This is a genomic window from Xanthomonas sp. WHRI 7064, assembly GCF_040202355.2.
GTDB lineage: Bacteria > Pseudomonadota > Gammaproteobacteria > Xanthomonadales > Xanthomonadaceae > Xanthomonas > Xanthomonas arboricola.
Map to the genome: position 1 here is coordinate 2,232,777 of NZ_CP167821.1, position 24,569 is coordinate 2,257,345.

18 protein-coding genes are annotated in these 24,569 nt (G+C 64.9%); 13 read left to right on the forward strand and 5 right to left on the reverse strand.

Translation table 11 applies throughout. From position 1 onward, the window contains the following. Positions 1-2 precede the first annotated feature (2 nt). From greA to recJ, 3 genes are read left to right on the forward strand one after another with little or no spacing between them, the layout of a single operon-like run. Positions 3-467, forward strand: a complete 465-nt coding sequence (gene greA / locus ABQY74_RS09690; RefSeq protein WP_016903166.1) for a transcription elongation factor GreA — start codon at positions 3-5, stop codon at positions 465-467. Positions 468-497: 30 nt separating this feature from the next. Next, positions 498-1,418 (forward strand): phosphoglycerate mutase, encoded by a 921-nt coding sequence (locus tag ABQY74_RS09695; protein WP_104595560.1) that lies wholly within the window; start codon positions 498-500, stop codon positions 1,416-1,418. Then, positions 1,415-3,154, forward strand: coding sequence for a single-stranded-DNA-specific exonuclease RecJ (recJ, locus tag ABQY74_RS09700; RefSeq protein ID WP_349794709.1), 1,740 nt, complete (start codon positions 1,415-1,417; stop codon positions 3,152-3,154). The genes ABQY74_RS09695 and recJ overlap by 4 nt, the downstream gene beginning before the upstream one ends. Positions 3,155-3,378: 224 nt before the next feature. Here the strand turns inward: recJ and ABQY74_RS09705 are convergent, their stop codons facing one another. Both ABQY74_RS09705 and ABQY74_RS09710 read right to left on the reverse strand, forming a co-directional pair. Next, entirely contained in the window at positions 3,379-4,416 is a 1,038-nt protein-coding gene (locus tag ABQY74_RS09705; RefSeq protein WP_349794712.1) for a DUF1176 domain-containing protein, read from the reverse strand. Positions 4,417-4,516: 100 nt separating this feature from the next. Continuing rightward, positions 4,517-5,731, reverse strand: coding sequence for an acyltransferase family protein (locus ABQY74_RS09710; protein ID WP_349794737.1), 1,215 nt, complete (start codon positions 5,729-5,731; stop codon positions 4,517-4,519). Between the two features lie 152 nt (positions 5,732-5,883). On the opposite strand from ABQY74_RS09710, the gene ABQY74_RS09715 reads away from it, so the two are divergent. From ABQY74_RS09715 to ABQY74_RS09735, 5 genes are all read left to right on the forward strand, one after another. Continuing rightward, positions 5,884-6,804: a LytTR family DNA-binding domain-containing protein gene (locus ABQY74_RS09715; RefSeq protein WP_349794714.1), complete on the forward strand. Its 921-nt coding sequence runs from the start codon at positions 5,884-5,886 to the stop codon at positions 6,802-6,804. A 232-nt stretch (positions 6,805-7,036) separates the two neighbouring features. After that, positions 7,037-8,162, forward strand: a protein-coding gene (gene prfB / locus ABQY74_RS09720; protein WP_102254087.1) for a peptide chain release factor 2 whose coding sequence is annotated in 2 segments (ribosomal slippage) — positions 7,037-7,111 and positions 7,113-8,162 — 1,125 coding nt in all. Because the reading frame shifts where the segments join, the coding sequence is not laid out codon by codon here. Positions 8,163-8,371: 209 nt separating this feature from the next. Then, the gene (gene lysS / locus ABQY74_RS09725) at positions 8,372-9,889 is read left to right on the forward strand and encodes a lysine--tRNA ligase (protein ID WP_349794716.1); all 1,518 of its coding nucleotides are present in this window, start codon (positions 8,372-8,374) and stop codon (positions 9,887-9,889) included. Between the two features lie 140 nt (positions 9,890-10,029). Continuing rightward, on the forward strand, positions 10,030-11,166 hold the full coding sequence (locus ABQY74_RS09730; RefSeq protein WP_024937712.1) for an HD-GYP domain-containing protein: 1,137 nt from the start codon (positions 10,030-10,032) through the stop codon (positions 11,164-11,166). A gap of 37 nt (positions 11,167-11,203) precedes the next feature. Further along, positions 11,204-13,351, forward strand: coding sequence for an ATP-binding protein (locus ABQY74_RS09735; protein WP_349794718.1), 2,148 nt, complete (start codon positions 11,204-11,206; stop codon positions 13,349-13,351). Between the two features lie 54 nt (positions 13,352-13,405). Here the strand turns inward: ABQY74_RS09735 and ABQY74_RS09740 are convergent, their stop codons facing one another. Both ABQY74_RS09740 and ABQY74_RS09745 read right to left on the reverse strand, forming a co-directional pair. Beyond that, positions 13,406-14,275, reverse strand: coding sequence for a crotonase/enoyl-CoA hydratase family protein (locus ABQY74_RS09740; RefSeq protein WP_047128634.1), 870 nt, complete (start codon positions 14,273-14,275; stop codon positions 13,406-13,408). Between the two features lie 476 nt (positions 14,276-14,751). Then, complete coding sequence (locus ABQY74_RS09745; protein ID WP_349794720.1) at positions 14,752-16,434, reverse strand: long-chain fatty acid--CoA ligase; 1,683 nt, start codon at positions 16,432-16,434, stop codon at positions 14,752-14,754. 97 nt (positions 16,435-16,531) lie between these two features. Between ABQY74_RS09745 and ABQY74_RS09750 the strand changes: the two genes are divergently transcribed. Beyond that, positions 16,532-16,981, forward strand: coding sequence for a hypothetical protein (locus tag ABQY74_RS09750; RefSeq protein ID WP_104574244.1), 450 nt, complete (start codon positions 16,532-16,534; stop codon positions 16,979-16,981). A gap of 210 nt (positions 16,982-17,191) precedes the next feature. Here ABQY74_RS09750 and acnA read toward each other — a convergent pair whose 3' ends face one another. Beyond that, a complete protein-coding gene (acnA, locus tag ABQY74_RS09755; protein WP_349794722.1) occupies positions 17,192-19,960 on the reverse strand; it encodes an aconitate hydratase AcnA in 2,769 nt (922 codons plus the stop codon). Between the two features lie 151 nt (positions 19,961-20,111). On the opposite strand from acnA, the gene ABQY74_RS09760 reads away from it, so the two are divergent. The 4 genes from ABQY74_RS09760 (at position 20,112) to ABQY74_RS09775 (ending at position 24,470) form a co-directional block, all read left to right on the forward strand. Continuing rightward, complete coding sequence (locus tag ABQY74_RS09760; protein WP_016903180.1) at positions 20,112-20,360, forward strand: AbrB/MazE/SpoVT family DNA-binding domain-containing protein; 249 nt, start codon at positions 20,112-20,114, stop codon at positions 20,358-20,360. Continuing rightward, entirely contained in the window at positions 20,357-20,767 is a 411-nt protein-coding gene (locus ABQY74_RS09765; protein ID WP_039515076.1) for a type II toxin-antitoxin system VapC family toxin, read from the forward strand. Before ABQY74_RS09760 ends, ABQY74_RS09765 begins: the two co-directional genes overlap by 4 nt. Positions 20,768-20,815: 48 nt before the next feature. Further along, on the forward strand, positions 20,816-23,407 hold the full coding sequence (acnB, locus tag ABQY74_RS09770; protein ID WP_024937705.1) for a bifunctional aconitate hydratase 2/2-methylisocitrate dehydratase: 2,592 nt from the start codon (positions 20,816-20,818) through the stop codon (positions 23,405-23,407). A gap of 196 nt (positions 23,408-23,603) precedes the next feature. Further along, complete coding sequence (locus ABQY74_RS09775; RefSeq protein WP_349794725.1) at positions 23,604-24,470, forward strand: alpha/beta fold hydrolase; 867 nt, start codon at positions 23,604-23,606, stop codon at positions 24,468-24,470. The last annotated feature ends 99 nt before the right edge of the window (positions 24,471-24,569 follow it).

Genomic DNA, 24,569 nt, shown 5'->3' on the forward strand with positions numbered 1-24,569 from the left:
CCATGACGGCAAAGGGCGCGCAGCGTCTGCGCGAAGAGCTGGACCAGCTGAAGTCGGTCAAGCGTCCGGCGGTGATCAATGCGATCGCCGAAGCGCGCGCGCACGGCGATCTGAAGGAAAACGCCGAGTACCACGCCGCGCGCGAGCAGCAGAGCTTCATCGAAGGCCGCATCAAGCAGCTGGAAGGCGAGCTCTCGCATGCCGAGATCATCGACATCACCAAGCTGTCGGCCGGCAACAAGATCGTGTTCGGCGCCACGGTGACGCTGGCCGACACCGAGACCGACGAAGAGAAGCGCTACCAGATCGTTGGCGATCTGGAAGCGGACATCAAGCTGGGCATGATCGCGATCTCCTCGCCGCTGGCGCGTGCGTTGATCGGCAAGCTGGAAGGCGACTCGGTCACCATCGATGCGCCGGCCGGCCAGCGCGAGTACGAAGTGGTCAGCGTTGCCTATCTGGACTGACGCGCCGGGATTGAACGACGCCATCGCCCGATGACCACCGCCACGCTGCTGCTGCCGGAAAAACGCCGCCTGCCCGGTGAACTGGGCGACACGCCGGTGGCGCGCGCGCTGGCGCGTGCCGACCAGCAAGGTGCCGAGCCCGGCGAAGTGGCGCAGCTGCAGCGCCACTTCACGCTGACGCCTGCGCACTGGCCGGTGGCCGCGTTGACCCGCCAGCTCGATGCCGGCGATGCGGCCGGTGCGACCTGGGTGCGTGCCGATCCGGCTTACGTGGTGCCGGATATGCAGGGCGCGCGCTTGATGGGCTACGGCGAGGCGCTCGGCCCCACGGCCGAGGACCTGGCGGTGTTGCTGCCCATCCTCAAGCCGATGTTTGGCGATGCCGGATTCCTGCTGGATGCGCCCACGCCAGCGCGCTGGTATCTGCGGCTGTCGCCGGATGCCAAATTGCCGGAATTTGCGCCACCGGATCTGGCAATCGGCGACGACCTGTTCGAGCATCTGCCAGCCGGCGAGATCGGCCGGCGCTGGCGCGCCTTGCTGACCGAGGCGCAGGTGCTGCTGCATCAGCATCCCTGGAACGAGGGCCGCGTGGCCAGCGGCAAGCCGGCGATCAATTCGCTGTGGTTCTGGGGCGGCGGCGTGCTGCCGCATGCGGTGAGTTCGCCGCACCGTCAGGTACGCAGCCGCGAATCACTGCTGCGTGCGCTGGCGCTGGCGGCCGGTGCCGATGCGCAGGGCGAACAACGCGTGGATGCGTTGGTGGACCTGCGCCATCTGCGCTCACTGCAGCAGTTCAGCGACGACGCGGTGGCGCCGTTGCTGGCGGCGATGGCACGTGGCGAACTGGATCGGCTGGTGCTGGATTTCCAGGATGGCGAAACCGTGTCGCTGACGCATGCGCAACGCTGGCGTTTCTGGCGCAAGCCGCGGGCACAGCTGGCGCAATGACCTCAACCCCGCGGATCGTCCGGCGCCCGCCCGGGCAGGCCGGCAGCTGGCCCGATGCCATGTTGCCGCTGCTGCGCCGCATCTATGCCGCGCGTGGCGTCACCGATACCCACGGCGCGCAGCCGCGTCTGGGTCAATTGCTGTCGCCGCAGTTGCTGCACAACAGTGACGTGGCGGCCGAGTTGCTGGCCGATGCGATCGCCCGGCAGCGGCGCATCCTGGTGGTGGGCGATTTCGACTGCGATGGCGCCACCGCCTGCGCGGTCGGCGTGCGTGGCTTGCGCATGCTCGGCGCGCTGGATGTGCATCACGCGGTGCCCAATCGCATGGTGCATGGCTACGGCCTGTCGCCGGCGCTGGTGGAGGAGCTGGCTGCATTGCAGCCGGATCTGCTGGTCACGGTCGATCACGGCATCGCCTGCCACGCTGGCGTGGCCGCGGCCAAGGCGCGCGGCTGGACGGTGCTGGTCACCGACCATCACCTGCCTGGCGAGGTGTTGCCGCCAGCCGATGCGATTGTCGATCCGAATCTGGCCAACGACCGCTTCCCGAGCAAATCACTGGCCGGGGTCGGGGTGATCTTCTATGTGCTGATGGCCTTGCGCGGTGTGCTGCGCGCGCGTGGCGCCTTCGCCGAACGCGCCGAGCCGGATCTGTCGGTATTGCTGGACCTGGTGGCGGTCGGCACCGTTGCCGATCTGGTGCCGCTGGATATCAACAACCGGGCGCTGGTGTCGGCCGGCCTGCGCCGCCTGCGCGAGGGCAAGGGTTGCATCGGCCTGCGCGCCTTGATCGATGCCAGCGGCCGCGATGTGGCGCGCCTGAGCGCCAGCGATATCGGATTTGCGTTGGGCCCGCGTCTCAACGCAGCCGGCCGGCTGGAAGACATGGCGCTGGGCATCGAGCTGCTGCTCAGCGAGGACTGGAACCGGGCGCGCGAGATCGCCGGCACCCTGGAAGAGATCAACGCCGAGCGCCGCGCGGTGCAGCAGTTGATGACCGACGATGCCGAGCAGGCCGTCACCAAGGTGGTGCTGGATGCCGATGGCGCGTTACCGATCGCCGCGTGCCTGTTCGATGCCGACTGGCACCCGGGCGTGATCGGCCTGGTCGCCTCCAAGCTCAAGGACCGCCTGCATCGCCCGGTGATTGCATTGGCGCCGGCCGAGCCGGGCAGCAGTCAGCTGCGTGGTTCGGCACGTTCGATCCCCGGCCTGCATATCCGCGACGTGCTGGCGGCAGTGGATGCGCGCCACCCGGGCCTGATCCAGAAGTTCGGCGGCCATGCGATGGCCGCCGGGCTGAGTCTTGAGCATGCCGCGTTGGCGACCTTTGAACAGGCATTCCAGCGCCAGGTGCAGGCGATGGTCGACGCCTCGCTGCTGCATGCCGAATTGCATAGCGATGGCGAACTGGCCGCGCACGAGCTCGATCACCTGCATGCCGAGGCGCTACGCGCGGCCGGGCCGTGGGGGCAGGGCTTTCCCGAGCCGCTGTTCGATGGTCAGTTCGAAGTGCTGCAATGGCGCCTGCTCAAGGAACGCCATCTCAAGCTCACGCTGCGCTGCGCCGGCCGCGCCGAACCGCTCAACGCCATCCACTTCAACGGCTGGCGCGGCAGCGAGCCGGCACGCATGGTGCGGCTGGCGTACCGCCTGGTCAGCGACGACTATCGCGGCGGCACCGCGGTGCAGTTGATCGTCGAGCACTGCGAGCCGGCGACAGTCACTGGCTGAGCGCGCGGCTGTCAATCGCTTGCTTTGGTAGGGGCGACAGCGCGGCCCTGCAGCCAGGCTGCACATCAACCGCTCTACACGGGACGGCGCACCCACAGCCGGCATGTACGTGGTGGTACATGCCGCAAGTGGCGCCTGCCTGATGGCGGCAAGATGGTTTCGTTCGCCGCTCAAGGCGTCTTGCAAGACAGTGCAAGCGCACGCTCGCACCGTCCTCGCCTCGGTCAGGGCGCCTTCTTGACCTCGGTCACCAGGGTCGGCAATTCCCACGCCCCGCCAGCGGCCACCAGCCGGCACAGGCCGGAGGTGGATTTGGAGGTCGGCACAAAACGGCGGCCATCCCAGGTCCAGCTGGCCTCGCTGTAGCAGTCGCCCAGGCCGCGGCCCTTCTGCGATTCAAGGATGGTGGAACCGTCGATATCGCTGGCGTGCGTGGTCACCAACGTCGGCGCGAACGGCGCGCGTGCATTGATGACCCAGAAACCGGTGCCGACGTTGTAGGCGCCCATCCAGCAGTCGGTCGAGACCAGCAGTTTGTCGCTGCTGAGCCGGGTGACCGTCAGCGGCTCGGCTGCATCGCCGGCCTGCAGCCCCTTGCATTCCTCATCGGCCGGCAAGCTGGCACGCAGTGCTTGATAGAGCGCCGGCAGCGTGCCCAGGCGCGCATCGGCTGCTTGCGTTGCTGCGAGTTTGACCGCACGCACCTGCGGTGCCGGCACGGCCGGCAGCACTGCAGCGTCGTCGCGATCGCCCTTGCGCACCAGTGCGCCGCGCGTGCCCAGCCGGCCCTGGAACTCATCCATCTTCAGCAGCACCGCCGCGGCGCCGCGATCGGACAGCTGCCAGCGGCGACCATCGTTGCCGACCGCCACGATCTTGCTGCTGCGGGTCAGTGCGGCCAGCAGCGCGGTCACCTGCGCGCTGGTCAGCGGTGCAGTGCCGCTGTCGCGATTCAGTGCCAGCTTGCCCAGGTCGCGCTGGTCAATGCGCAAGGCGAGCGATGCCGGCATCTTGAGCTCGTCGTACTGGCCCAGCACCAACTCGGCGGTGACCGCTTGCCCGGCACCGGCCTTGCGCGTCAGCAAGACCGATACCGGCGTGCTGCCGTCGTCATCCGGCTGATAACCGGCAGCGCGGCAGGTGCGGGTGTTGTCGCAGGCGATGGTCCAGTCCTGGTGATCGAAGGCGATGCCGACCGGCGCATCGGCAAGGGCGGCGACGGGTGCGAGCAACAAGGTGGCGGCAAGCAGGGTAGGGCGCATGGTGTCTTCGAAAGAGCGTATCCGGCGCGCATCTTGCGTTGCTGCCGACGGGCCGTCCAGTGCGTCGCATGCCGAAGCGGGACACGCCTGCGCAACATTTTCATGACGGCACCGGCGCGCTGTCGGTCTTGCTCGCCAGGCGCGGCCTGCGCGCACGTAATCCGAACAAGGGACGCAACCAGCGCACCCGGCGGATCGCAAACTCGTGCAACGCCAGGCAGCCGATCACGGTGGCGGCGAGTACCAGCGCCGGCTCCAGCCAGGCATTCAGATGCAGGGGCATCAGCCAGTACAGCGTCACGATGATCAGGCTCTGGTGCAGGATGTACCACGGGAACACCGCCTCCGTGCAGTACGGCAGCCAGCGGAACGGGCGATTCAATCGAAGCCTTGCCCCGCCAAGAATCGTCAGCAGCGCCAGCCAGGTGTAGGCGGCACGTGCGCTGTGTTCGATCGCCTCCCACGGCAGCGCGGCCAGCGGTGCACCCAGTTGCGCAGTCTGCCCCTGGATGCTGGCATAGCGAATGCCCAGTTCGGTGCCGATCGCCACCAGCGCGGCGACCAAGGTGAGCCAGCGCAGTTGTACGGCCAGCTGCCAGAAGCGTTCGCGGCGTGCCGACAGATACCCCAGGACGAACAGCGGGAACGATTCGGCGTGCACGAACCAGTCGCCAAACAGCGCGTGGGTGGGCGGGTGCCGCGGCATCACCCACAGCACGCAGAACGCTTCCCACAGGATCGGCAACAGCAGCAGTGCCGGCACCGCCAGCGCGGCGGGCAAGCGCGGCCACGCGGCCAACCGCAGCGGTCGGGTCAGCGACACCAGCGCCATCAAGGCGATGGTGTAGGGCAGCAAATAGGCCAGATACCACAGATGGTTCCAGGTGATGCCGTGCTCCCAGCCATCGAAACTGCCGGCCGGCCATGGCCGCACCTGCCAGTAGCGCAGCAGGAAGCTGCCGAAGCCCGGGCTGACCTTGCCGTTGCTCACGCCCTGGCAATAGGCCTGCACCGCGACCACGACGAACATGCCGAACAACAGCGGCGGCAGCAATCGCCCGCAGCGCTGCAAGGCAAAGTGCCAGGGCCTGGCCTGCGGCCGCGCCAGCCCGATCGCGATGCCGGAGATCATGAACAGCAGGGGCATCCGCCAGCGGTTGAGCACGATCATCGGCCATTGCAGCCACTGCGCGGTGTGCACGCTCTTGAGGTGGAAATCCCAGTCGGCCACATAGGCCATGCCCACGTGATAGAGGATCAGCAGTGCGAAGGCGAAGACGCGCAAGGCATCGATATCGTGACGGCGTTCGGTCATGGTGGTGTCGGCAGGAGGCATGCCCGCATCCTCGGCAACGCAGGCCCCAAGCAGCTGCGCCAAGGGCGGCAATGCCGTCCCCGAGTGACCAGTTGCGGTCCCACAGGGACGAACCGGGGACGGCAAGCGGGCGGTTTGCATAGAATGCGCGGATGAATTCACCTGTGTCCGGGGCTATCGCACGCGAGACCGACAGCGATGCCGGCGCGGGCAGGCGCTGGGTAGCGTTGATCTGGCTGCTGGTTTTCTATGGCAGCGCGCTGGGCAACACTGCGAGCATATGGCTGGCGGCACGGCGCGACGGTCAGCCGCTGCTGCTGTGGCAGGTGCTGACCTGGGAGCTGAGCAGCGCGACCGTCTCACTGCTGCTCTTGCCGCCGCTGATCTGGCTCTGCACGCGTTGGCCACTGCATGCCGATGTCTGGCGGCGGCGCGTTCCTCTTTATCTTGCGGCCGCACTCGTCTGGTGGCTGCTGCACGTGAGCGGCATGGTGCTGCTGCGCAAGCTGGTCTATCTGGCGGTCGGTGCGCACTACGATTTCGGTGCCTTGCGGTTGCAGTGGATGTACGAACTCTCCAAGGATCTGCGCACCTTTGCCCTGCTGGTGGCGCTACGGCATGCGCTGGCATGGTATGGCCGGCGTCGGCAGGGCGAGGCACATCTGCTGGCCGCCCCGGACGAAGGCCCGCCGGTCGAGCCGCTGGACCGTCCGGAACGTTTTCTGGTGCGCAAGCTGGGGCGCGACTTCTTGGTCGCCACCGCCGACATCGAATGGATCCAGGCATCGGGCAACTACGTCAATCTGCATGTGCGCGGCCACGATTACCCGCTGCGCAGCACGATGGCCGCGATCGAGGCCAGGCTCGATCCGGCCGTGTTCGTGCGCATCCACCGCAGCTATCTGGTGCAGCTGGCACGCGTACAGGCGATCGAGCCGCTGGAATCCGGCGACGCCCGCGTGCACCTGGCCGACGCCACCGTGCTGCCGTGCAGTCGCCGTTACCTGGCCGCGTTACGGGCGGTGGCAGGGCAGGCGCCTACACCGCAGCGTGTCGAAGCCGCACAGGGCTGACGGTTGTCCAGGCTGTCAGCCCTGCGATCGTACCGGGGGCTTCGCAGTGGCAGATGAGCCCAGGCGCTCGTCGTCTGAGCCGCCTCCTGGCTGCCTTGTTTCAGTCTGAGCTTGCAGTGCTCGCCATGACGTCCACGGCCGGCACGAAACTGCGGCCCGTCACGATCGCCACCGCGTTCCGCCACCGTCGCCCGCTTGCTAAACTAGCCAGCTTGTTTGCCGGAAGTCCGTCATGATCGAAACCAATCCGATCCGCCAGCGCATCACCGATCTCAACGATCGCGTGCTCTCGCTCAGGGGGTATCTTTGACTACGACGTCAAGAAAGAGCGTCTAGAAGAAGTCAGCCGGGAGCTTGAAAGCCCCGATGTGTGGAACGACGCCGAGCGCGCGCAGGCCCTGGGCCGCGAGCGCTCGATGCTGGAAAAGACCGTCATCGGCATCGCCGATGTGCTGACCGGCCTGAGTGATGCCGGCGATCTGCTGGAACTGGCCGAAAGCGAGCAGGACGAAGACACCGCGGTGGCGGTGATCGCCGATCTGGACAAGTACCAGGCCCATGTCGAAAAGCTGGAATTCCAGCGCATGTTCTCCGGCCAGATGGACGGCGCCAACGCGTTCGTCGACATCCAGGCCGGCGCCGGCGGCACCGAGGCGCAGGACTGGGCCGAAATCCTGTTGCGCATGTACCTGCGCTGGGCCGAGTCGCGCGGCTGGAAGACCGAGCTGATGGAAGTGTCCGGCGGCGAAGTCGCGGGCATCAAGTCGGCCACGATCCGCATCGAGGGCGAGTACGCCTATGGCTGGCTGAAGACCGAGATCGGCGTGCACCGGCTGGTGCGCAAGTCGCCGTTCGATTCGGACAACCGCCGGCATACCAGCTTCACCTCGGTGTTCGTGTCGCCGGAAGTGGACGACAACATCGAGATCGACATCAACCCGGCCGATCTGCGGACCGACGTGTATCGCTCCTCCGGCGCCGGTGGTCAGCACGTCAACAAGACCGAATCGGCGGTGCGTATCACGCATATTCCGACCAATACCGTGGTCGCCTGCCAGACCGGCCGCAGCCAGCACCAGAACCGCGACAACGCGATGAAGATGCTGGCCGCCAAGTTGTACGAGCTGGAAGTGCAGAAGCGCAACGTCGAGCGCGATGCGCTGGAAGCCACCAAGTCCGACATCGGCTGGGGCAGCCAGATCCGCAACTACGTGCTCGATCAGAGCCGCATCAAGGATCTGCGCACCGGCATCGAACGCAGCGACACGCAGAAAGTGCTGGACGGCGACCTGGACGAATTCGTCGAGGCCAGCCTCAAGGCCGGTCTGGCAGCAGGCTCCAAGCGCCTGGATGCCTGACCGCAGCAAGACCTCGCCGCGCCCGCCGCGCAGCGACGTGTTCCGCGGATGCTGCGATATGTGCAGCGCCGCGCAGCCTGTACATCGCCACGCAATTCCGTTGCGCCGTGCAGTTGTCACCGATACACCGTAAAACGCAGGAACCGGCCAGCCCGGTTCCGCATTCTCCACCGGGCACGCGCCCGACCTATCGCAGACCGATTCCCGCCATGACCGAACAGACCCCCGCGCCGCAGATCCCCGCCGACGAGAACAGCCTCATCGCCGAGCGTCGCGCGAAACTGGGCGCGTTGCGCGGCCAGGGCATCGCCTATCCCAACGATTTCGTGCGCGAACACTTCGCCGGCGATCTGCAGGCCGAATTTGCCGATGCCGACACCTGGACCTCCGAGGCACTGGAAGCGAGCGGCCGCACGGTCAGGATGGCCGGCCGCCTGATGGCCAAGCGGGTGATGGGCAAGGCCAGCTTTGCGCAGATCCAGGACGAGTCCGGGCGCGTGCAGCTGTTTCTGCAGGGCAATGTGCTGGGCGATGCCTATGCCGCGTTCAAGGGCTGGGATGTCGGCGACATCGTGGCGGTGGAGGGCGGGCTGACCCGCACCAAGACCGGCGAGCTGTCGGTCAAGGCCAGTGCGCTGCGCCTGCTGACCAAGTCGCTGCGTCCGTTGCCGGACAAGTGGCACGGCCTGTCGGACGTGGAGCAGCGCTATCGCCAGCGCTACGTCGATCTGATCGTCACCCCGGAGGCGCGCGAGGTCTTCATCAAGCGCTCCAGGATCATCCGCGCGATCCGCGCCTGGCTGGATACGCGCCGCTTCCTGGAAGTGGAAACGCCGATGATGCATTACATCCCCGGTGGCGCCACCGCCAAGCCGTTCACCACCCACCACAACGCGCTGAATCTGGACCTGTACCTGCGCGTTGCGCCGGAGCTGTACCTCAAGCGGCTGGTGGTCGGTGGGCTGGAGCGGGTCTACGAGATCAACCGCAATTTCCGCAACGAGGGCGTGTCGACCCGGCACAACCCCGAGTTCACCATGCTCGAGCTCTACGAGGCCTATGCCACGTACCACGAGATCATGGACCTGACCGAGCAGGTGATCCGCGACACCGCGCAGTCGGTGCTGGGCACCGCCCAGGTGAACTGGGACGGCGCCGCCATCGATCTGGCGCCGGCTTTCCGGCGCTGGCGCATGGATGAGGCCGTTCGTCACCACAATCCGGAGATCAGCGCGGCCGATTGCACCGATCGCGATGCGCTGCTGCGCCATTGCGAGCGGCTGAAGATCAAGGTCAAGCCGTCCTACGGCTGGGGCAAGTTGCTGCTGGAGATCTTCGAGGGCACCGTGGAACACACCCTGGTGCAGCCGACCTTCATCACCGACCACCCGGTCGAGGTGTCGCCGCTGGCGCGTTCCAGCGACACCGAGCCGGGGTACACCGACCGCTTCGAGCTGTTCATCAACGGCAAGGAGCTCGCCAACGGCTTCTCCGAGCTCAACGACCCGGAAGACCAGGCCGCGCGCTTCCAGGCGCAGGTGCAGGCCAAGGACGGTGGCGACGACGAAGCGATGCATTACGACGCCGATTACATCCGTGCGTTGGAGTACGGCATGGCGCCGACCGGCGGCCTGGGCATCGGCATCGACCGCCTGGTGATGCTGCTGACCGGCAGCACCTCGATCCGCGATGTGCTGCTGTTCCCGTACATGCGTCCGGAAGCCTGATCTTTTTTGTGCCGTCGGCGTGCCGACGGCACAGATACTGCATATGCTAGAGCGGAGCCCCGAATGGCGTATCGTCGGGGGAGTCGGCACAGCGGCCGGCGTCATCGCTTTTCCGTTCTCGGGATAGAGGAGCAACGGCTATGCAGGATGTTTTGGGTAATCTTGCCGGCGTATCGTCGGCGGATCCATCGGGAAGCTGGTCGGAAAAGGCGGATCTGGGATTGAACATCGTCATTGTCGATGACCAGATGTCTGCGCGGACGATGCTGCGCCACGTCATCGAGGACATCGCACCGGAGTTGAAAGTCCACGATTTCGGTGACCCGCTCGACGCGCTGGCGTGGTGCGAGGCCGGACGGGTGGACCTGTTGCTGCTCGACTACCGCATGCCCGGCATGGATGGGCTGGAGTTCGCCCGGCGTCTGCGCCGGCTGCCCAGCCATCGCGATATTCCGATCATCCTGATCACCATCGTCGGTGACGAGCCGATCCGCCAGGCGGCGCTGGAAGCGGGCGTGATCGATTTCCTGGTCAAGCCGATCCGCCCGCGCGAACTGCGTGCGCGCTGCGCCAATTTGCTGCAGCTGCGTCAGCAGAGCGAAAGCGTCAAGCAACGCGCACTGTCGCTGGAGCAGCGTCTGCTGGCCAGCATGAACGAGGTCGAGGAGCGCGAACGCGAGACGCTGTCGCGGCTGGCGCGTGCCATCGAGTACCGCGACTCGGGCACCAGCGCCTTCCTGGAGCGCATGTCGCACGTGGCCGGCCTGATCGCCGAGCAGCTCGGCTTGTCGGAAGAAGAAGTGCGCATCATCGAGATGGCCGCACCGCTGCACGACATGGGCAAGATCGCCATTCCCGATGCGGTGCTGCTCAAGCCGGGCAAGCTCACCGACGACGAGATGAGCATCATGAAACGGCATCCGCGGATCGGCTACGAGCTGCTCAGCGGCAGCCAGAACCGCTTCATCCAGGTCGGCGCCCTGATCGCGCTGCGTCACCACGAGCGCTACGACGGCACCGGCTATCCGGATGGACTGGTGGGCGAGGCGATTCCGCTGGAAGCGCGCATCGTGGCGGTGGCCGACGTCTTCGACGCACTGCTGTCGCCGCGCCCGTACAAGGAGGCCTGGACCATGGACGCCGCGCTGGCTTATCTCTACGCACAACGCGGTCGCCTGTTCGACCCACGCTGCGTGGATGCGCTGCTGCGCGGCCGCGCGCAGCTGGACCAGATCTGCGGCGAATTCTCGACCGCATCGGCACGACCCGGGGTGTAAAGCTATGAATCCGTTCGGAAGGATCCGGCAGCGGTTGATGAATCGACCTGACAGCGAACATGGCCAGGCGATCGTCCGCATCGTTCTGATCAGCCTGATCCTGTCGTATGTCCTCGTGCCGAGCGTCCGGCACAGCTTGCCGCTGCACCAGCACACCGGTGTCTTGGTCATCGTGCTGACAGGCCTCGGGCTTGGCCTGGCCTTGTTCGGATGGCTGCTGTGGCGACCCGACCGCTCGGATGCGCGTCGCATCCTGGGCATGCTGGCCGATTACGGGCTGATGGCAGCCGGCATGATCCAGATGGGCGAGCCGCTGGCCTGGGTGTATGTCGTGGTGATGTGGGTCACCGTCGGTAACGGCCTGCGCTACGGCAACCGCTATCTGTATCTTGCGGTGGCAATGGCGGTTGTGAGTTTTTCCACGACGCTGTCGATGACCGAATACTGGCAACACAACCAGCGCCTTGGGGTCGGGCTTGCGGTGGGTCTGGCCGCCGTTCCGCTGTATTTCTCCAGTCTGCTGCGGCAGTTGACCCGTGCAACCGCCGAGGCGCGCCGCGCCAGCGAGGCCAAGAGCCGCTTTCTGGCCAACATGAGTCACGAGTTTCGGACACCGTTGAACGGTCTATCCGGAATGACCGAGGTATTGGCAACGACGCGTCTGGACGATGAGCAGCGCGAATGCCTGAAAACCATTCAAGCCTCCACACGCAGTCTGCTGGCACTGGTGGAAGAGGTGCTGGACATCTCGGCTATCGAAGCCGGCAAACTGCGGATCAACGCGTCCGACTTTGCAGTGCATGACACCTTGCAGGCAATCGGTCTGATTCTGGAGCCGCAGGCCAAGGCCAAGGGCTTGAGTTATCAGGCAACTATCGCCGTAGATGTCCCTCCCCGTGTGCACGGGGATGCGGGACATCTGCAGCAAATCCTGCTCAACCTGGTCGGCAATGCGGTCAAGTTCACCGACCACGGCAGTGTCCAGTTGAAGGTGGCGGCCACCGACGCCAGCGGCCGCGCTGGTCTGCTGCTCCGTTTTGAAGTGCTCGATACGGGGATCGGTGTGCCGGTCGATATGCGTCCGCGTTTGTTCGAGGCGTTCGAACAGGCGGACACCGGACTGGCGCGCCGCTTCGAAGGCAGCGGCCTCGGAACGACGATCGCCAGGGGGCTGGTGCAGTCGATGGGTGGCGCGATCGGGTTTGAGGAAAATCCCGAAGGCGGCAGCTTGTTCTGGTTTGAACTGCCGTTCGGCCTGGCGACCGCCAAGCCTGCAGCAACTCCGTCGCCTGTGCTGCACGAGACGGAGTCCACCAAGATACCGGGCAACGTAATTGCGTTTGCCGATCCGTTCCTACGTCACCGTGCCCGCGTGCGTAGCATGCAGATCCTGGTGGCAGACGACCATCTGGCAAATCGTCTTGTGCTGCAGCGGCTGCTGCAAAAAGCAGGGCATCGCGTGACCTGTGTTGATGGCGGCGAAGCCGTCCTGGATGCGTTGGCCGAAGCCGACTACGACGCGGCCATCGTCGACCTGCATATGCCTGGTGTCAGCGGTCTGGACATGTTGAAGCAGCTGAGGGTCATGCAGGCCGGTGGTAAGCCGGGAACCCCGATCGTGGTATTGAGCGCTGATGTCACCCCCGAGTCGATTCGCAGCTGCGAACAAGCGGGCGCTTATGCATTCCTGGCCAAGCCGGTGGCGGCGATCAAGTTGCTGGATACGCTGGCCGAAATCGCGGTCAACCAGAAGCTGCGTCAGACCGATCTGAGCATTGGTACCCGTAGCGCGGCCCCAAGCGGCGCAGTCCTCGATCCTGCCGTGCTCGACGAGCTGGCGGAACTGGGGATGGGAAATGAGTTCGAACGCGAGTTCATTCAACAATGTCTCAGCGATGCTGCGGCATGTGTTGTCCAGCTCGGTAAGGCGGCGGCGGACGGAGACTGGGCACGTCTACGCGAGCATGCTCACGCGGTCAAAGGTGTTTCCAGCAATCTCGGGCTGGTGATGTTGGCCGAACAGGGCGGTGAGTTAATGCGCCTGCCGGAAGCGCAGCTGCGAGCAGAATGGAGTCAAAGACTGGAGCAGCTGAAGACTGGTTTGAAGCTTGGGCGCGAAGCGCTCGCCCAGCGTGCTCAAAATAAGTCCGACGGAGGCGTCAGCGGGAATGGCGACCGTGGGTAAGCGAAGCCCGGCAATAGGCCGGGCCTGATTCCCCCAGTATTGGATCCACCAAAATCAGGCGACACCCGCGCCTGCGCGGCGGTTCTGTGCTTTGACCAAACGGTCCATCGTGCGCAGTGATTTCTCACTGAGTGCCAGGGCCGTGTCTACCCAGACTTCGGTGATGCGCAGCAATTCCTCGTAAGGCACCGCCTGTGCGAGGTTGCGTGCGGCGTTCATCGCCAGATAGGAGTGGGAGATGCGCTTTTGCTGGCGAATCAGCGTTTCGGTGGCAACCACGCCTTGGCCCTTCGGTACGAGTACGTCCACGATCCCCATCGCATGCATCTCTTCGCTGCTGTAAATGCGTCCATCGAGAATGATTTTTTCCGCCAGATGGGGCGAAACGCGACGGCACAGGAAGGAATACGCGCCCATGCCCGGAAACAGGCCGAACAGGACCTCGGGCAGTCCCATGCCGATGCCTTCCTCGGCCACGATGGTGTGGCAGGCCAGGGCCATCTCCAGCCCACCTCCCAATGCATCGCCCTGCAGCAGCGCGATGCTGCGCACGTCCCCACCGAAGCCGGTATGCAGGTGATGGACGCCTTCCACGCAGCGAATCGCATACCGCATGAGTTGCTCGCGATTCTGTTCGCGGATCAAGCGTGCGAACAGGTCCAGATCGCCACCGAGATTGAAGGCGTCCGCGTCGGAGGCGAGTACGAAATGGCGCAGTTCCCCACTGCGTCGCTCATGCGGAGCGCGGGTGATGGAGCCCATGACATCCCAGATGTCGTCCAATAACTCGGGACTGCAGCAGGGACGTATGCCAAAAGGCGCATCGGCATGCATGAACAACCAGTGGGTGCCGTCAGCAGCCGAAGAATCGACCCGAATGGTGGAGTGGGGACGACCGAGGGAAATCTTTTCAATCGTGTTCATGGGCGTGATCCTGGAAAAGCCCGCAGTGGGAGAGTGAACGCCGGCGGGCGCGCGCGATCCACTCCGAATCGATGCTACACCGGCACTATCTCCATGAACGCAGAGGGCTTCCTTTCTATCCGGTGGGCCCTATGACCTGAATCTTTCAGTGAATTTCCGCAAGCAAAAGTAGTTTATTGTGAATTGTACATTCTTGAAATTATGTGTTCCGTGATTCTGCGTTCCGGGTCAACCGAAGTATTCCCTGGGCGGCCGTCATGAGTTTTGAAAAAGCATGGTGGTATTTCCATGCATCAGAACGGCGCAGATAACCAAGTGCAAATCGGCCCTTATTCCGGCGCGCGCGTCGTCGCAAGCTGGCCGTCCGAAACGAACGTTCGTCCGAAGCGTGCAGAAGCAAACGCCCGCAAGCCTGGCGGCAGGGCGGGCGTTGGATGACAGCCGGGTGGCTGTCGACCTGCGCTGGCGCCGGTGGATTACGTCTTGGGCGCATCCCGCAATTCGCGGCGCAGGATCTTGCCGACGTTGGTTTTCGGCAATTCCTTGCGGAATTCGATCACTCGCGGCTGCTTGTAGCCGGTCAGGTTGGCGCGGCAGTGCGCCTTGACGGCGTCGGCGGTCAGGGCAGGATCCTTCTTCACGATGACGGCCTTGACGATCTCGCCGGACTTTTCGTCCGGTACACCGACGGCAGCCACTTCCAGCACGCCGGGCATCTCGGCAATCACGTCCTCGATCTCGTTCGGGTAGACGTTGAAGCCGGACACCAGGATCATGTCCTTCTTGCGGTCGACGATGTAGACGAAGCCCTGTTCGTCCATCCGCGCGATATCGCCGGTATGCAGCCAGCCGTCGGCATCCATGACCTTGGCGGTTTCTTCGGGCTTCTTCCAGTAGCCCTTCATCACCTGCGGGCCCTTGATGCACAGCTCGCCGATCTCGCCCAATGGCAGCGCCGCGCCGGCGTCGTCCTTGATGCAGGCATCGGTGGACGGAATCGGCAGGCCGATCGAGCCGTTGTAGTCCTTCAGGTCCATCGGGTTGATGCAGGCGGCCGGCGAGGTTTCGGTCAGGCCGTAGGCCTCGACCAGGGTCAGGCCGGTGACCTTTTTCCAGCGTTCGGCGACCGAACGTTGCACCGCCATGCCGCCGCCAAGGGTCATCTTGAGCGACGAGAAATCCACCTGATCGAAGCCGGGGGTATTGAGCAGGCCGTTGAACAGCGTGTTGACCCCGGTGAAGGCGGTGAAGCGGGTCTTCTTCAGTTCCTTGACGAAGCCGGGCATGTCGCGCGGATTGCTGATCAGGTGATTGCAGCCGCCGATCTTCATGAAGACCAGGCCGTTGGCCGTCAATGCAAAGATGTGGTACAGCGGCAGCGCGGTGATCACCACCTCGGCGCCTTCTTCCAGCTTGCCGGTGCCGGCAAGCCACTGATGGGCCTGCTGCATGTTGGCCACCAGATTGCGGTGGGTGAGCATCGCGCCCTTGGCCACGCCGGTGGTGCCGCCGGTGTACTGCAGGAAGGCGATGTCGTCGGGCTCGATCTGCAAGGTCGGCACGCTGTGCTTGCGGCCCAGTGCCAGTGCGTCGCGGAAACGGATCGCGCCATTGAGGCGGTAATCGGGCACCAGCTTCTTGACGTACTTGACGACGAAGTTGACCAGCGCCGCTTTCGGGAAACCGAGCATGTCGCCCAGCCCGGTGGTGATCACCTGCTTGACCGGGGTGTCGGCGATAACCTGCTGCACGGTGGTGCCGAAGTTGTCGATCACCACCAGCACGCTGGCGCCGGAGTCAATCAGCTGATGCTTCAGCTCGCGCGGGGTGTAGAGCGGATTGACGTTGACCACGGTCAGGCCGGCACGCAGGATGCCGAAGGTGGCGACCGGATACTGCAGACAGTTGGGCATCATCAGGGCAACGCGGTCGCCTTTCTTCAACTGCAGTTCGCCAAGCAGATAGGCGGCGAACTGCTCGACCAGCTGATCAGCTTCGCGATAGGTGATGGTCTTGCCGAAGCTGTGATACGCGGGGCGGTCGGCAAACCGCTTGACCGAGGTGGCGAACACCTCGGCCACGGTACGGAACTGCTCCAAATCGATCTCGGCGGCGACGCCGGCCGGATAACTTTGCAACCAAGGACGTGCCTGATTCATCTGCCCCCCTCCAGGGTATTCGGTACGTGCCGCGGTGTGTTCCACGGCACTACAACAGCGGGCAGCATACCGTCATGGATGGAAAAGGCGAAGCGTGATGCAGAGCAGCATTCAAGCGCGGTGGCGGGTCGGGTTGGTCGCGATTTTGGTCGTGGCCCTGAGCGGTTGCACGCGTGCCGCACCGGAGCAACGGCTGCGCGCAACACTCGAAGCGATGCATCAGGCGATCGAGGCGCGCGAGATTGGTGAGGCGATGGCGCCGGTGGCCGAGGACTTTGTCGGCGAACAAGGGCTGGACGCAGCCGGCCTGCGACGGTTGATGCAACTGCAGATGCTGGGCAACCGCCGCATCGGCGTGACCCTGGGGCCGGTGGATGTGCAAGTGCGCGATGACACCGCGCGCGTGCGCTTCACCGCGCTGCTGACCGGTGGCAGCGGACGCTGGCTGCCCGAGCAGGCACAGACCTATCAGGTGACCACCGGCTGGCGCCTGCAGGACGGCGACTGGCAGCTGACTCACGCGCAATGGGAGCCGGCGGGGCGCTGAGCACGGCGACTCCGGTCTGCGTCTCGCCAGGCGAGCGCGGCCGGTGTCTGGTGGCAAGGTATCTCCCCGTCGCGCTGCGTCGCGTGCAGCGTCTTGCTGCGTCCGACGATGCTTCGCTCGTCCAGCGTCGGCAAGTTCTGGCCACCCAAAACGACACTCCCGCCTGGCGGCGGGAGTGTCGTCGAGCTGATGGCGCAGCGTACCTTGCGATCAGGCCGCCTTGCGTGCGGCCAGTTGGCGCAGCACGTACTGCAGCAGGCCGTCGTGCTTGAAGTACTCCACTTCCTTGGGCGTCAGCAGCAGCACCTTGACCTGGAACTGCTTGACGCTGCCGTCGGACTTTCTGGCATCCACGGTGGCACGGCGGCTGGCGCCGTCCTGCAGGCCGGTGATGTCCAGCACTTCCGAACCATCCAGGCCCAGCGTCTGCGCGTTTTCGTTCTCCAGGAACTGCAGCGGCAGCACGCCCATGCCGACCAGATTGGAGCGATGGATACGCTCGAAGCTCTCGGCGATCACCGCCTTGACGCCGAGCAGGTTGGTGCCCTTGGCCGCCCAGTCGCGCGAGGAGCCGGTGCCGTATTCCTTGCCGGCCAGCACCACCAGCGGCACGCCGTCGGCCTTGTACTTCACTGCCGCATCGTAGATCGCCAGTTTTTCCGGCGCCGCGCCGTCCTTTCCGTAGTACAGCGTGTTGCCGCCTTCTTCGCCACCGAACATCAGGTTCTTGATGCGGATATTGGCGAAGGTGCCGCGCACCATCACGTCGTCATTGCCGCGGCGGCTGCCGTAGCTGTTGAAGTCGGCCGGTTGCACGCCGCGCTCCTGCAGGAAGCGGCCCGCCGGTGAATCCTTCTTGATGTTGCCGGCCGGCGAGATGTGGTCGGTAGTGATCGAGTCGCCGAACAGGCCCATGATGCGCGCACCGTGCACGTCCTCGACGTGGCCGACCTGCATGGTCATGCCGTCGAAGTAGGGCGGGTTCTTGATGTAGGTCGAGGCTGCGTCCCATTCGTACAGCGCACCATCCGGGGAGGCGATGGTGTTCCAGCGGCTGTCGCCCTTGAACACGTCGGCGTAGTTCTGCTTGAACATTTCCGGGCCGACGGTGGCGGCGATGGTGTCGCCGATTTCCTTGTTGCTCGGCCAGATATCGCGCAGATACACCGGCTGCCCGTCGCTACCGGTGCCCAGCGGATCGGTGGTGAGGTTGATGTCGGTGGTACCGGCGATCGCATACGCCACCACCAGCGGCGGCGAGGCGAGGTAGTTCATCTTCACTTCGGGATGCACGCGGCCTTCGAAGTTGCGGTTGCCCGACAACACCGAAGACACCACCAGGTCGTCCTTGGCGATTGCCGCAGACACATCGTCCGGCAGCGGGCCGGAGTTGCCGATGCAGGTGGTGCAGCCATAGCCGACCACGTAGAAACCGAGCGTTTCCAGATCGGCGAGCACGCCGGCCTTGCTCAGGTAATCGGTGACCACGCGCGAGCCCGGCCCGAGCGAGGTCTTCACCCACGGCTGCGCCTTCAGCCCCCTGGCCGCCGCGTTACGCGCGAGCAGGCCGGCACCCAGCATCACTGCCGGGTTGGAGGTGTTGGTACACGAGGTGATCGCGGCGATCACCACCGAGCCGTCGCGCAGCTGCCAGCCGGCACCGCTGTTGGTGGAACTCTCGGCCTGCGCTGCCTTGGCGCCGACCGCGGTGCCGCCGCCGCCTTCGTTCTTCAGCCGGTCTTCCTGCTTGATGTCGGTCAGGCGCTTGCTGCGCGCGTCCACGAACGGCTTGAGGCTCTCGCGGAAGTTGGACTGCATGTCTTCCAGCAGCACGCGGTCCTGCGGGCGCTTGGGGCCGGCCAGCGACGGCTTGACCTCGCCCATGTCCAGCTCCAGCGTGGCGCTGTACTGCGCCGGCGGGGTGTTGGCGTCGTGCCACAGGCCCTGCGCCTTGGCATAGGCCTCGACCAGCGCGATCTGCTCCTCGCTGCGGCCGGACAGGCGCAGATAGGTCAGTGATTCGTCGTCGACCGGGAAGATGCCGCAGGTGGCGCCGTATTCCGGTGCCATGTTGCCGATGGTGGCGCGGTCGGCCAGCGGCAGATGCTGCAGGCCTTCGCCGTAGAACTCGACGAACTTGCCGACCACACCGGCCTTGCGCAGCATCTGGGTGACGGTGAGTACCAGATCGGTGGCGGTGGCGCCTTCGGGCAGCTTGCCGCTGAGCTTGAAGCCGACCACCTGCGGAATCAGCATGGACGAGGGCTGCCCCAGCATTGCGGCTTCGGCCTCGATCCCGCCCACGCCCCAGCCCAGCACGCCGATGCCGTTGATCATGGTGGTGTGGCTGTCGGTGCCGAACACGGTGTCCGGGTACGCGATCTGTGTTCCGTCCTTGTCGGCGCTCATCACCACGCGCGCCAGATTCTCAAGATTCACCTGGTGGACGATACCGGTGTTGGGCGGCACCACCTTGAAGTTTTCGAACGCCTTCTGGCCCCAGCGCAGGAAGCCGTAGCGTTCCTGGTTACGCTGGAATTCGATCTTGCCGTTGAGGTCGAGCGCATCGGCCGAGCCGAATACGTCCACCTGTACCGAGTGGTCGATGACCAGCTCGGAGGGGATCTGCGGGTTGATCTGGTCGGCGTTGCCGCCGAGCTTGACCACGGCATCGCGCATCGCGGCCAGGTCGACCACGCACGGCACGCCGGTGAAGTCCTGCAGCACCACGCGGGCGGGCATGAAGGCGATTTCGATATCGGGCTCGGCCTTGGGGTCCCACTTGGCGACCGCTTCGATATGGTCCTTGCCGACGGTGACACCACCGTCCTCGTGCCGGAGCAGGTTCTCCAGCAGGATCTTCATCGAATAGGGCAGGTGGCCGATATCGAAGCGCTCGCCCAGCTTCGGCAGGCTGTAGTACTCGTAGCGCTTGCCGTGGACCTCAAGCGAGGTGCGGGTGGAAAAGGAATCGCTCATGCATCACTCCTATGGCTGCAGGCTGTAGGTCTGTTTGGAACAGTGTGACTAATTCAGTGTGTACGTTCGGTTGCAGAACAGGGTATGTGGTCTTGAGTACGACAAGTCAAGTATGTAAAATCGGCGCATACTTTCTGCCGGGGCCACCTCCATGGAAGCCACAGTTGCCGAACGCGGGCAGATCACGCTGCCCAAGGCCGTGCGCGATGCTCTGGGACTGACCAAGGGCACCACGCTCAAGATCGAGCTCGACGGCGGGCGCATCATCCTGCGCAAGGACGTCAGCGAGGCGCTGCGCAAGGTGCGCGGCAAGTTCAAGCTGGTCGACGGGCTGACCAGCACCGACGAGGCGATGCGCGCCATCCGCGGCCGCGCCCCCGGGGATCCGTTCGACCCATGATCGCCCTGGATTCATCGGTGCTGCTCGACATCCTGGTCGGCGATGCGGTCTACGGCGAGGTGTCGGAGATCTGCATCGGCGATGCGCTGGCGCGCGACGAAGTGGTGGTCTGCGATGCGGTGGTGGCCGAGGTGCTGGCCATGCTCGATACCCAGGTCGACCTGATGGAAACCCTGGCCTCGATCGGGGTGCGTTACGAAGCCACCCAGGAAGCGGCGGCGGTGCGCGCCGGCCATATGAACAAGCGCTTCCGCGCGCGCGGCGGCAAGCGCGAGCGGGTGGTGGCCGATTTCCTGATCGGTGCCCACGCGATGCTCCAGTGCGACGGGTTGATCACCCGCGACGAGGGCTTTTTCCGCGACTACTTCAAGGGTTTGAAGATCGTTGTTCCCAAACCCGCAAGCTGATCCACGTTTCGCGTCTACACATTCACTGCTGTCTTTCGGAGAATCCGCATGTTGGAAGCCTACCGCCACCACGTTGCAGAGCGCGCCGCGCTCGGTATCCCGCCGCTGCCGCTGACCGCGCAGCAGACCGCCGAGGTCATCGAGCTGCTGAAGGCTCCGCCGGCGGGCGAAGAAGAATTCCTGGTCGAGCTGCTCAGCCAGCGCGTGCCGGCCGGCGTGGATGATGCCGCCAAGGTCAAGGCTTCGTACCTGGCCGCGGTGGCCTTCGGCACCGAGAAAACCGCGCTGATCAGCCCCACCCGTGCAACCGAGCTGCTCGGCACCATGCTGGGTGGCTACAACATACAGCCGCTGATTGACCTGCTCGACAACGCCGAGCTGGGCGCCACCGCCGCCGAAGCGCTCAAGCACACCTTGCTGGTGTTCGACGCCTTCCACGACGTGCAGGAAAAGGCCGAAGCCGGTAATGCGCATGCCAAGGCCGTGCTGCAGAGCTGGGCCGACGCCGAGTGGTTCACCAGCAAGCCGGAAGTGCCGCAGAGCATGACCGTCACCGTGTTCAAGGTACCGGGCGAGACCAACACCGACGACCTGTCGCCGGCCCCGGATGCCACCACCCGCCCGGACATCCCGCTGCACGCGCTGGCGATGCTGAAGAACAAGCGCGACGGCGCGGCCTTCGAGCCGGAAGAAGACGGCAAGCGCGGCCCGATCCAGGCCATCGCCGATCTCAAGGACAAGGGCCATCTGGTCGCCTACGTGGGCGATGTGGTCGGTACCGGTTCCTCGCGCAAGTCGGCGACCAACTCGGTGCTGTGGTGGACCGGCGAGGACATTCCGTTCATTCCGAACAAGCGCTTCGGCGGCGTCTGCCTGGGTAGCAAGATCGCCCCGATCTTTTACAACACGATGGAAGACGCCGGCGCGTTGCCGATCGAGCTGGACGTGTCGCAGATGGAGCACGGCGATGTGGTCGAGCTGCGTCCGTATGACGGCAAGGCGCTGAAGAACGGGCAGGTGATCGCCGAGTTCGCGATGAAGTCGGACGTGCTGTTCGACGAAGTGCGCGCCGGTGGCCGCATTCCGCTGATCGTCGGCCGCGGCCTGACCGCCAAGGCGCGCGAGTTCCTGGGCCTGCCGGCCTCTGACCTGTTCCGCCTGCCGATGGACCCGCCGGACACCGGCAAGGGCTTCTCGCTGGCGCAGAAGATGGTCGGCCGCGCCTGCGGCTTGCCGGAAGGCCAGGGCATGCGTCCGGGCACCTATTGCGAGCCGAAGATGACCTCGGTGGGCTCGCAGGACACCACCGGCCCGATGACCCGCGATGAGCTCAAGGACCTGGCCTGCCTGGGCTTCTCGGCCGACCTGGTGATGCAGTCGTTCTGCCACACCGCGGCCTATCCGAAGCCGGTCGACGTCAAGACCCACCACACCTTGCCGGAGTTCATCTCCACCCGTGGCGGCGTGTCGCTGCGTCCCGGCGATGGCGTGATCCACAGCTGGCTCAACCGCATGCTGCTGCCCGACACCGTCGGCACCGGTGGCGACTCGCACACGCGTTTCCCGATCGGCATTTCGTTCCCGGCCGGCTCCGGCCTGGTGGCCTTCGCCGCCGCCACCGGCGTGATGCCGCTGGACATGCCCGAGAGCGTGCTGGTGCGCTTCAAGGGTGAGATGCAGCCGGGCGTGACCCTGCGTGACCTGGTCAATGCGATCCCGCTGTATGCGATCAAGGACGGTCTGCTGACCGTGGCCAAGCAGGGCAAGAAGAACATCTTCTCCGGCCGCATCCTGGAAATCGAAGGCCTGCCGAACCTGAAGGTGGAACAGGCGTTCGAGCTGTCCGACGCCTCGGCCGAGCGTTCGGCGGCCGGTTGCACCGTGCACCTGGACAAGGCGCCGATCATCGAATACCTGACCAGCAACATCACCCTGCTGCGCTGGATGATTGCCGAAGGCTATGCCGATGCACGCACGCTGGGCCGCCGCATCAAGAAGATGGAAGAGTGGCTGGCCGACCCGCAGCTGCTGCAGCCCGATGCCGACGCCGAGTACGCCGCCGTCATCGAGATCGACCTGGCCGACATCCACGAGCCGATCGTGGCGTGCCCGAACGACCCGGACGACGTCAAGACGCTGTCCGACGTGGCCGGTGCGGCGATCGACGAGGTGTTCATCGGTTCGTGCATGACCAACATCGGGCACTTCCGTGCCGCCGCCAAGTTGCTGGAAGGCAAGCGCGACATCCCGACCCGTCTGTGGGTTGCGCCGCCGACCAAGATGGACGCCTCCGAGCTGACCAAGGAAGGCCATTACGGCACCTTCGGCGCGGCTGGTGCACGCATGGAAATGCCGGGCTGCTCGCTGTGCATGGGCAACCAGGCGCAGGCACGCGAGGGCGCCACGGTGTTCTCCACCTCCACGCGTAACTTCCCGAATCGTCTGGGCCGCAACACCAACGTGTACCTGGGTTCGGCGGAACTGGCGGCGATCTGCTCGCGTCTGGGCCGCATCCCGACCAAGGACGAATACATGGCCGATGTGGGCGTGATCAAGACCAGTGGCGATCAGATCTACCGCTACATGAACTTCGATCAGATCCAGGAATATCAGGACGTGGCCGACACCGTCGCTGCCTGATCCAGCTGCTTGATCACCTGTTCGAAAACGCCCGGCAATGCCGGGCGTTTTTCGTTATTCGGGCGATGACTTCGTTTTAGCTACGTAATGTCGGGAATTAAGGCAATCGCAGTTAACTCGGCTATCGCATTGCAACAAAAATCTGAAGTCCGGAGGTCTAGAGTGGCGCCGCTCCCATCGCTCTGATTGATCTCCAATGCCCACTTGCACGATCGCTGGTCAAACGCTGCACTACGCACAATACGGTCAAGGGTTTCCGGTGTTGCTTGGCCACAGTTATCTCTGGGACGCGGCCATGTGGGAGCCGCAGATCCAGGCGCTTTCGCAGCACTATCGGGTCATCGTTCCCGAGTTGTGGGGGCACGGGCAATCGGCAGCGCTGCCAGCGGGCACGCAGACGGTTGGCGATCTTGCCAAGCAGATGCTGCTGTTGCTGGATGCGCTGGAACTGCCGCAATGCGCGGTGGTCGGCCTGTCGGTCGGTGGCATGTGGGGCGCCGAACTGGCGCTGCTGGCACCGCAGCGCGTGCGCAGCCTGGTGCTGATGGATACCTTCCTGGGTGCCGAGCCGCAGGCCACGCAAACGCGTTATTTCGCTCTGCTCGATGCGATCGAAGCGGCCGGGCAGGTGACGCCCGCGTTGATCGAGGCCATCGTGCCGATCTTTTTCCGGCCCGGCATCGATCTGAATTCCGCGCTGCCGGCTGCGTTTGCGCAGCGTCTGGCGGCGCTCTCGGCCGAGCAGTTGCGTACATCTATCGTGCCGCTGGGCCGGCTGATCTTCGGGCGCGCGGATCGCCTGGAGGCAATGTCCGCGCTGAATCCGGCCAGCACCTTCCTGCTCGGCGGCGCAGACGATATTCCGCGCCCGCCGGAAGAATTGTGGTTGATGGCTGAGGTGATCGGTTGCGACTACGAGCTGATCCCCGATGCCGGACATATCGCATCGCTGGAGAATCCGGCCTTCGTCACCGCGCAGTTGCTGGGTTGGTTGAAGCGCACCGTGGCATCGGATTCGACGCGGATGGAGAGGCACGCGCTGGAAGGCAGCGCTCAGGCATAGCACCGCTTTAATGATGTGCTGCTGATCTGGCGATCAGAACGACACCGTGTGTTGCTTGCAACCATGAGCACCGACCGCCTCACCTGGTCCTTGCCCGCC

Excerpts from the sequence above, each read along its gene's own strand:
- ABQY74_RS09740 (WP_047128634.1), bottom strand. The coding sequence starts at position 14,275 with ATGAACACGATTGAAAAGATTTCCCTCGGTCGTCCCCACTCCACCATT.
- ABQY74_RS09750 (WP_104574244.1), top strand. The coding sequence starts at position 16,532 with ATGCAGAGCAGCATTCAAGCGCGGTGGCGGGTCGGGTTGGTCGCGATT.
- lysS (WP_349794716.1), top strand. The coding sequence starts at position 8,372 with ATGACCGAACAGACCCCCGCGCCGCAGATCCCCGCCGACGAGAACAGC.
- ABQY74_RS09715 (WP_349794714.1), top strand. The coding sequence starts at position 5,884 with ATGAATTCACCTGTGTCCGGGGCTATCGCACGCGAGACCGACAGCGAT.
- ABQY74_RS09710 (WP_349794737.1), bottom strand. The coding sequence starts at position 5,731 with ATGACCGAACGCCGTCACGATATCGATGCCTTGCGCGTCTTCGCCTTC.
- ABQY74_RS09735 (WP_349794718.1), top strand. The coding sequence starts at position 11,204 with ATGAATCGACCTGACAGCGAACATGGCCAGGCGATCGTCCGCATCGTT.
- ABQY74_RS09765 (WP_039515076.1), top strand. The coding sequence starts at position 20,357 with ATGATCGCCCTGGATTCATCGGTGCTGCTCGACATCCTGGTCGGCGAT.
- ABQY74_RS09760 (WP_016903180.1), top strand. The coding sequence starts at position 20,112 with ATGGAAGCCACAGTTGCCGAACGCGGGCAGATCACGCTGCCCAAGGCC.
- greA (WP_016903166.1), top strand. The coding sequence starts at position 3 with ATGACGGCAAAGGGCGCGCAGCGTCTGCGCGAAGAGCTGGACCAGCTG.
- ABQY74_RS09745 (WP_349794720.1), bottom strand. The coding sequence starts at position 16,434 with ATGAATCAGGCACGTCCTTGGTTGCAAAGTTATCCGGCCGGCGTCGCC.
- ABQY74_RS09730 (WP_024937712.1), top strand. The coding sequence starts at position 10,030 with ATGCAGGATGTTTTGGGTAATCTTGCCGGCGTATCGTCGGCGGATCCA.
- recJ (WP_349794709.1), top strand. The coding sequence starts at position 1,415 with ATGACCTCAACCCCGCGGATCGTCCGGCGCCCGCCCGGGCAGGCCGGC.
- acnA (WP_349794722.1), bottom strand. The coding sequence starts at position 19,960 with ATGAGCGATTCCTTTTCCACCCGCACCTCGCTTGAGGTCCACGGCAAG.
- ABQY74_RS09695 (WP_104595560.1), top strand. The coding sequence starts at position 498 with ATGACCACCGCCACGCTGCTGCTGCCGGAAAAACGCCGCCTGCCCGGT.
- ABQY74_RS09705 (WP_349794712.1), bottom strand. The coding sequence starts at position 4,416 with ATGCGCCCTACCCTGCTTGCCGCCACCTTGTTGCTCGCACCCGTCGCC.
- ABQY74_RS09775 (WP_349794725.1), top strand. The coding sequence starts at position 23,604 with ATGCCCACTTGCACGATCGCTGGTCAAACGCTGCACTACGCACAATAC.
- acnB (WP_024937705.1), top strand. The coding sequence starts at position 20,816 with ATGTTGGAAGCCTACCGCCACCACGTTGCAGAGCGCGCCGCGCTCGGT.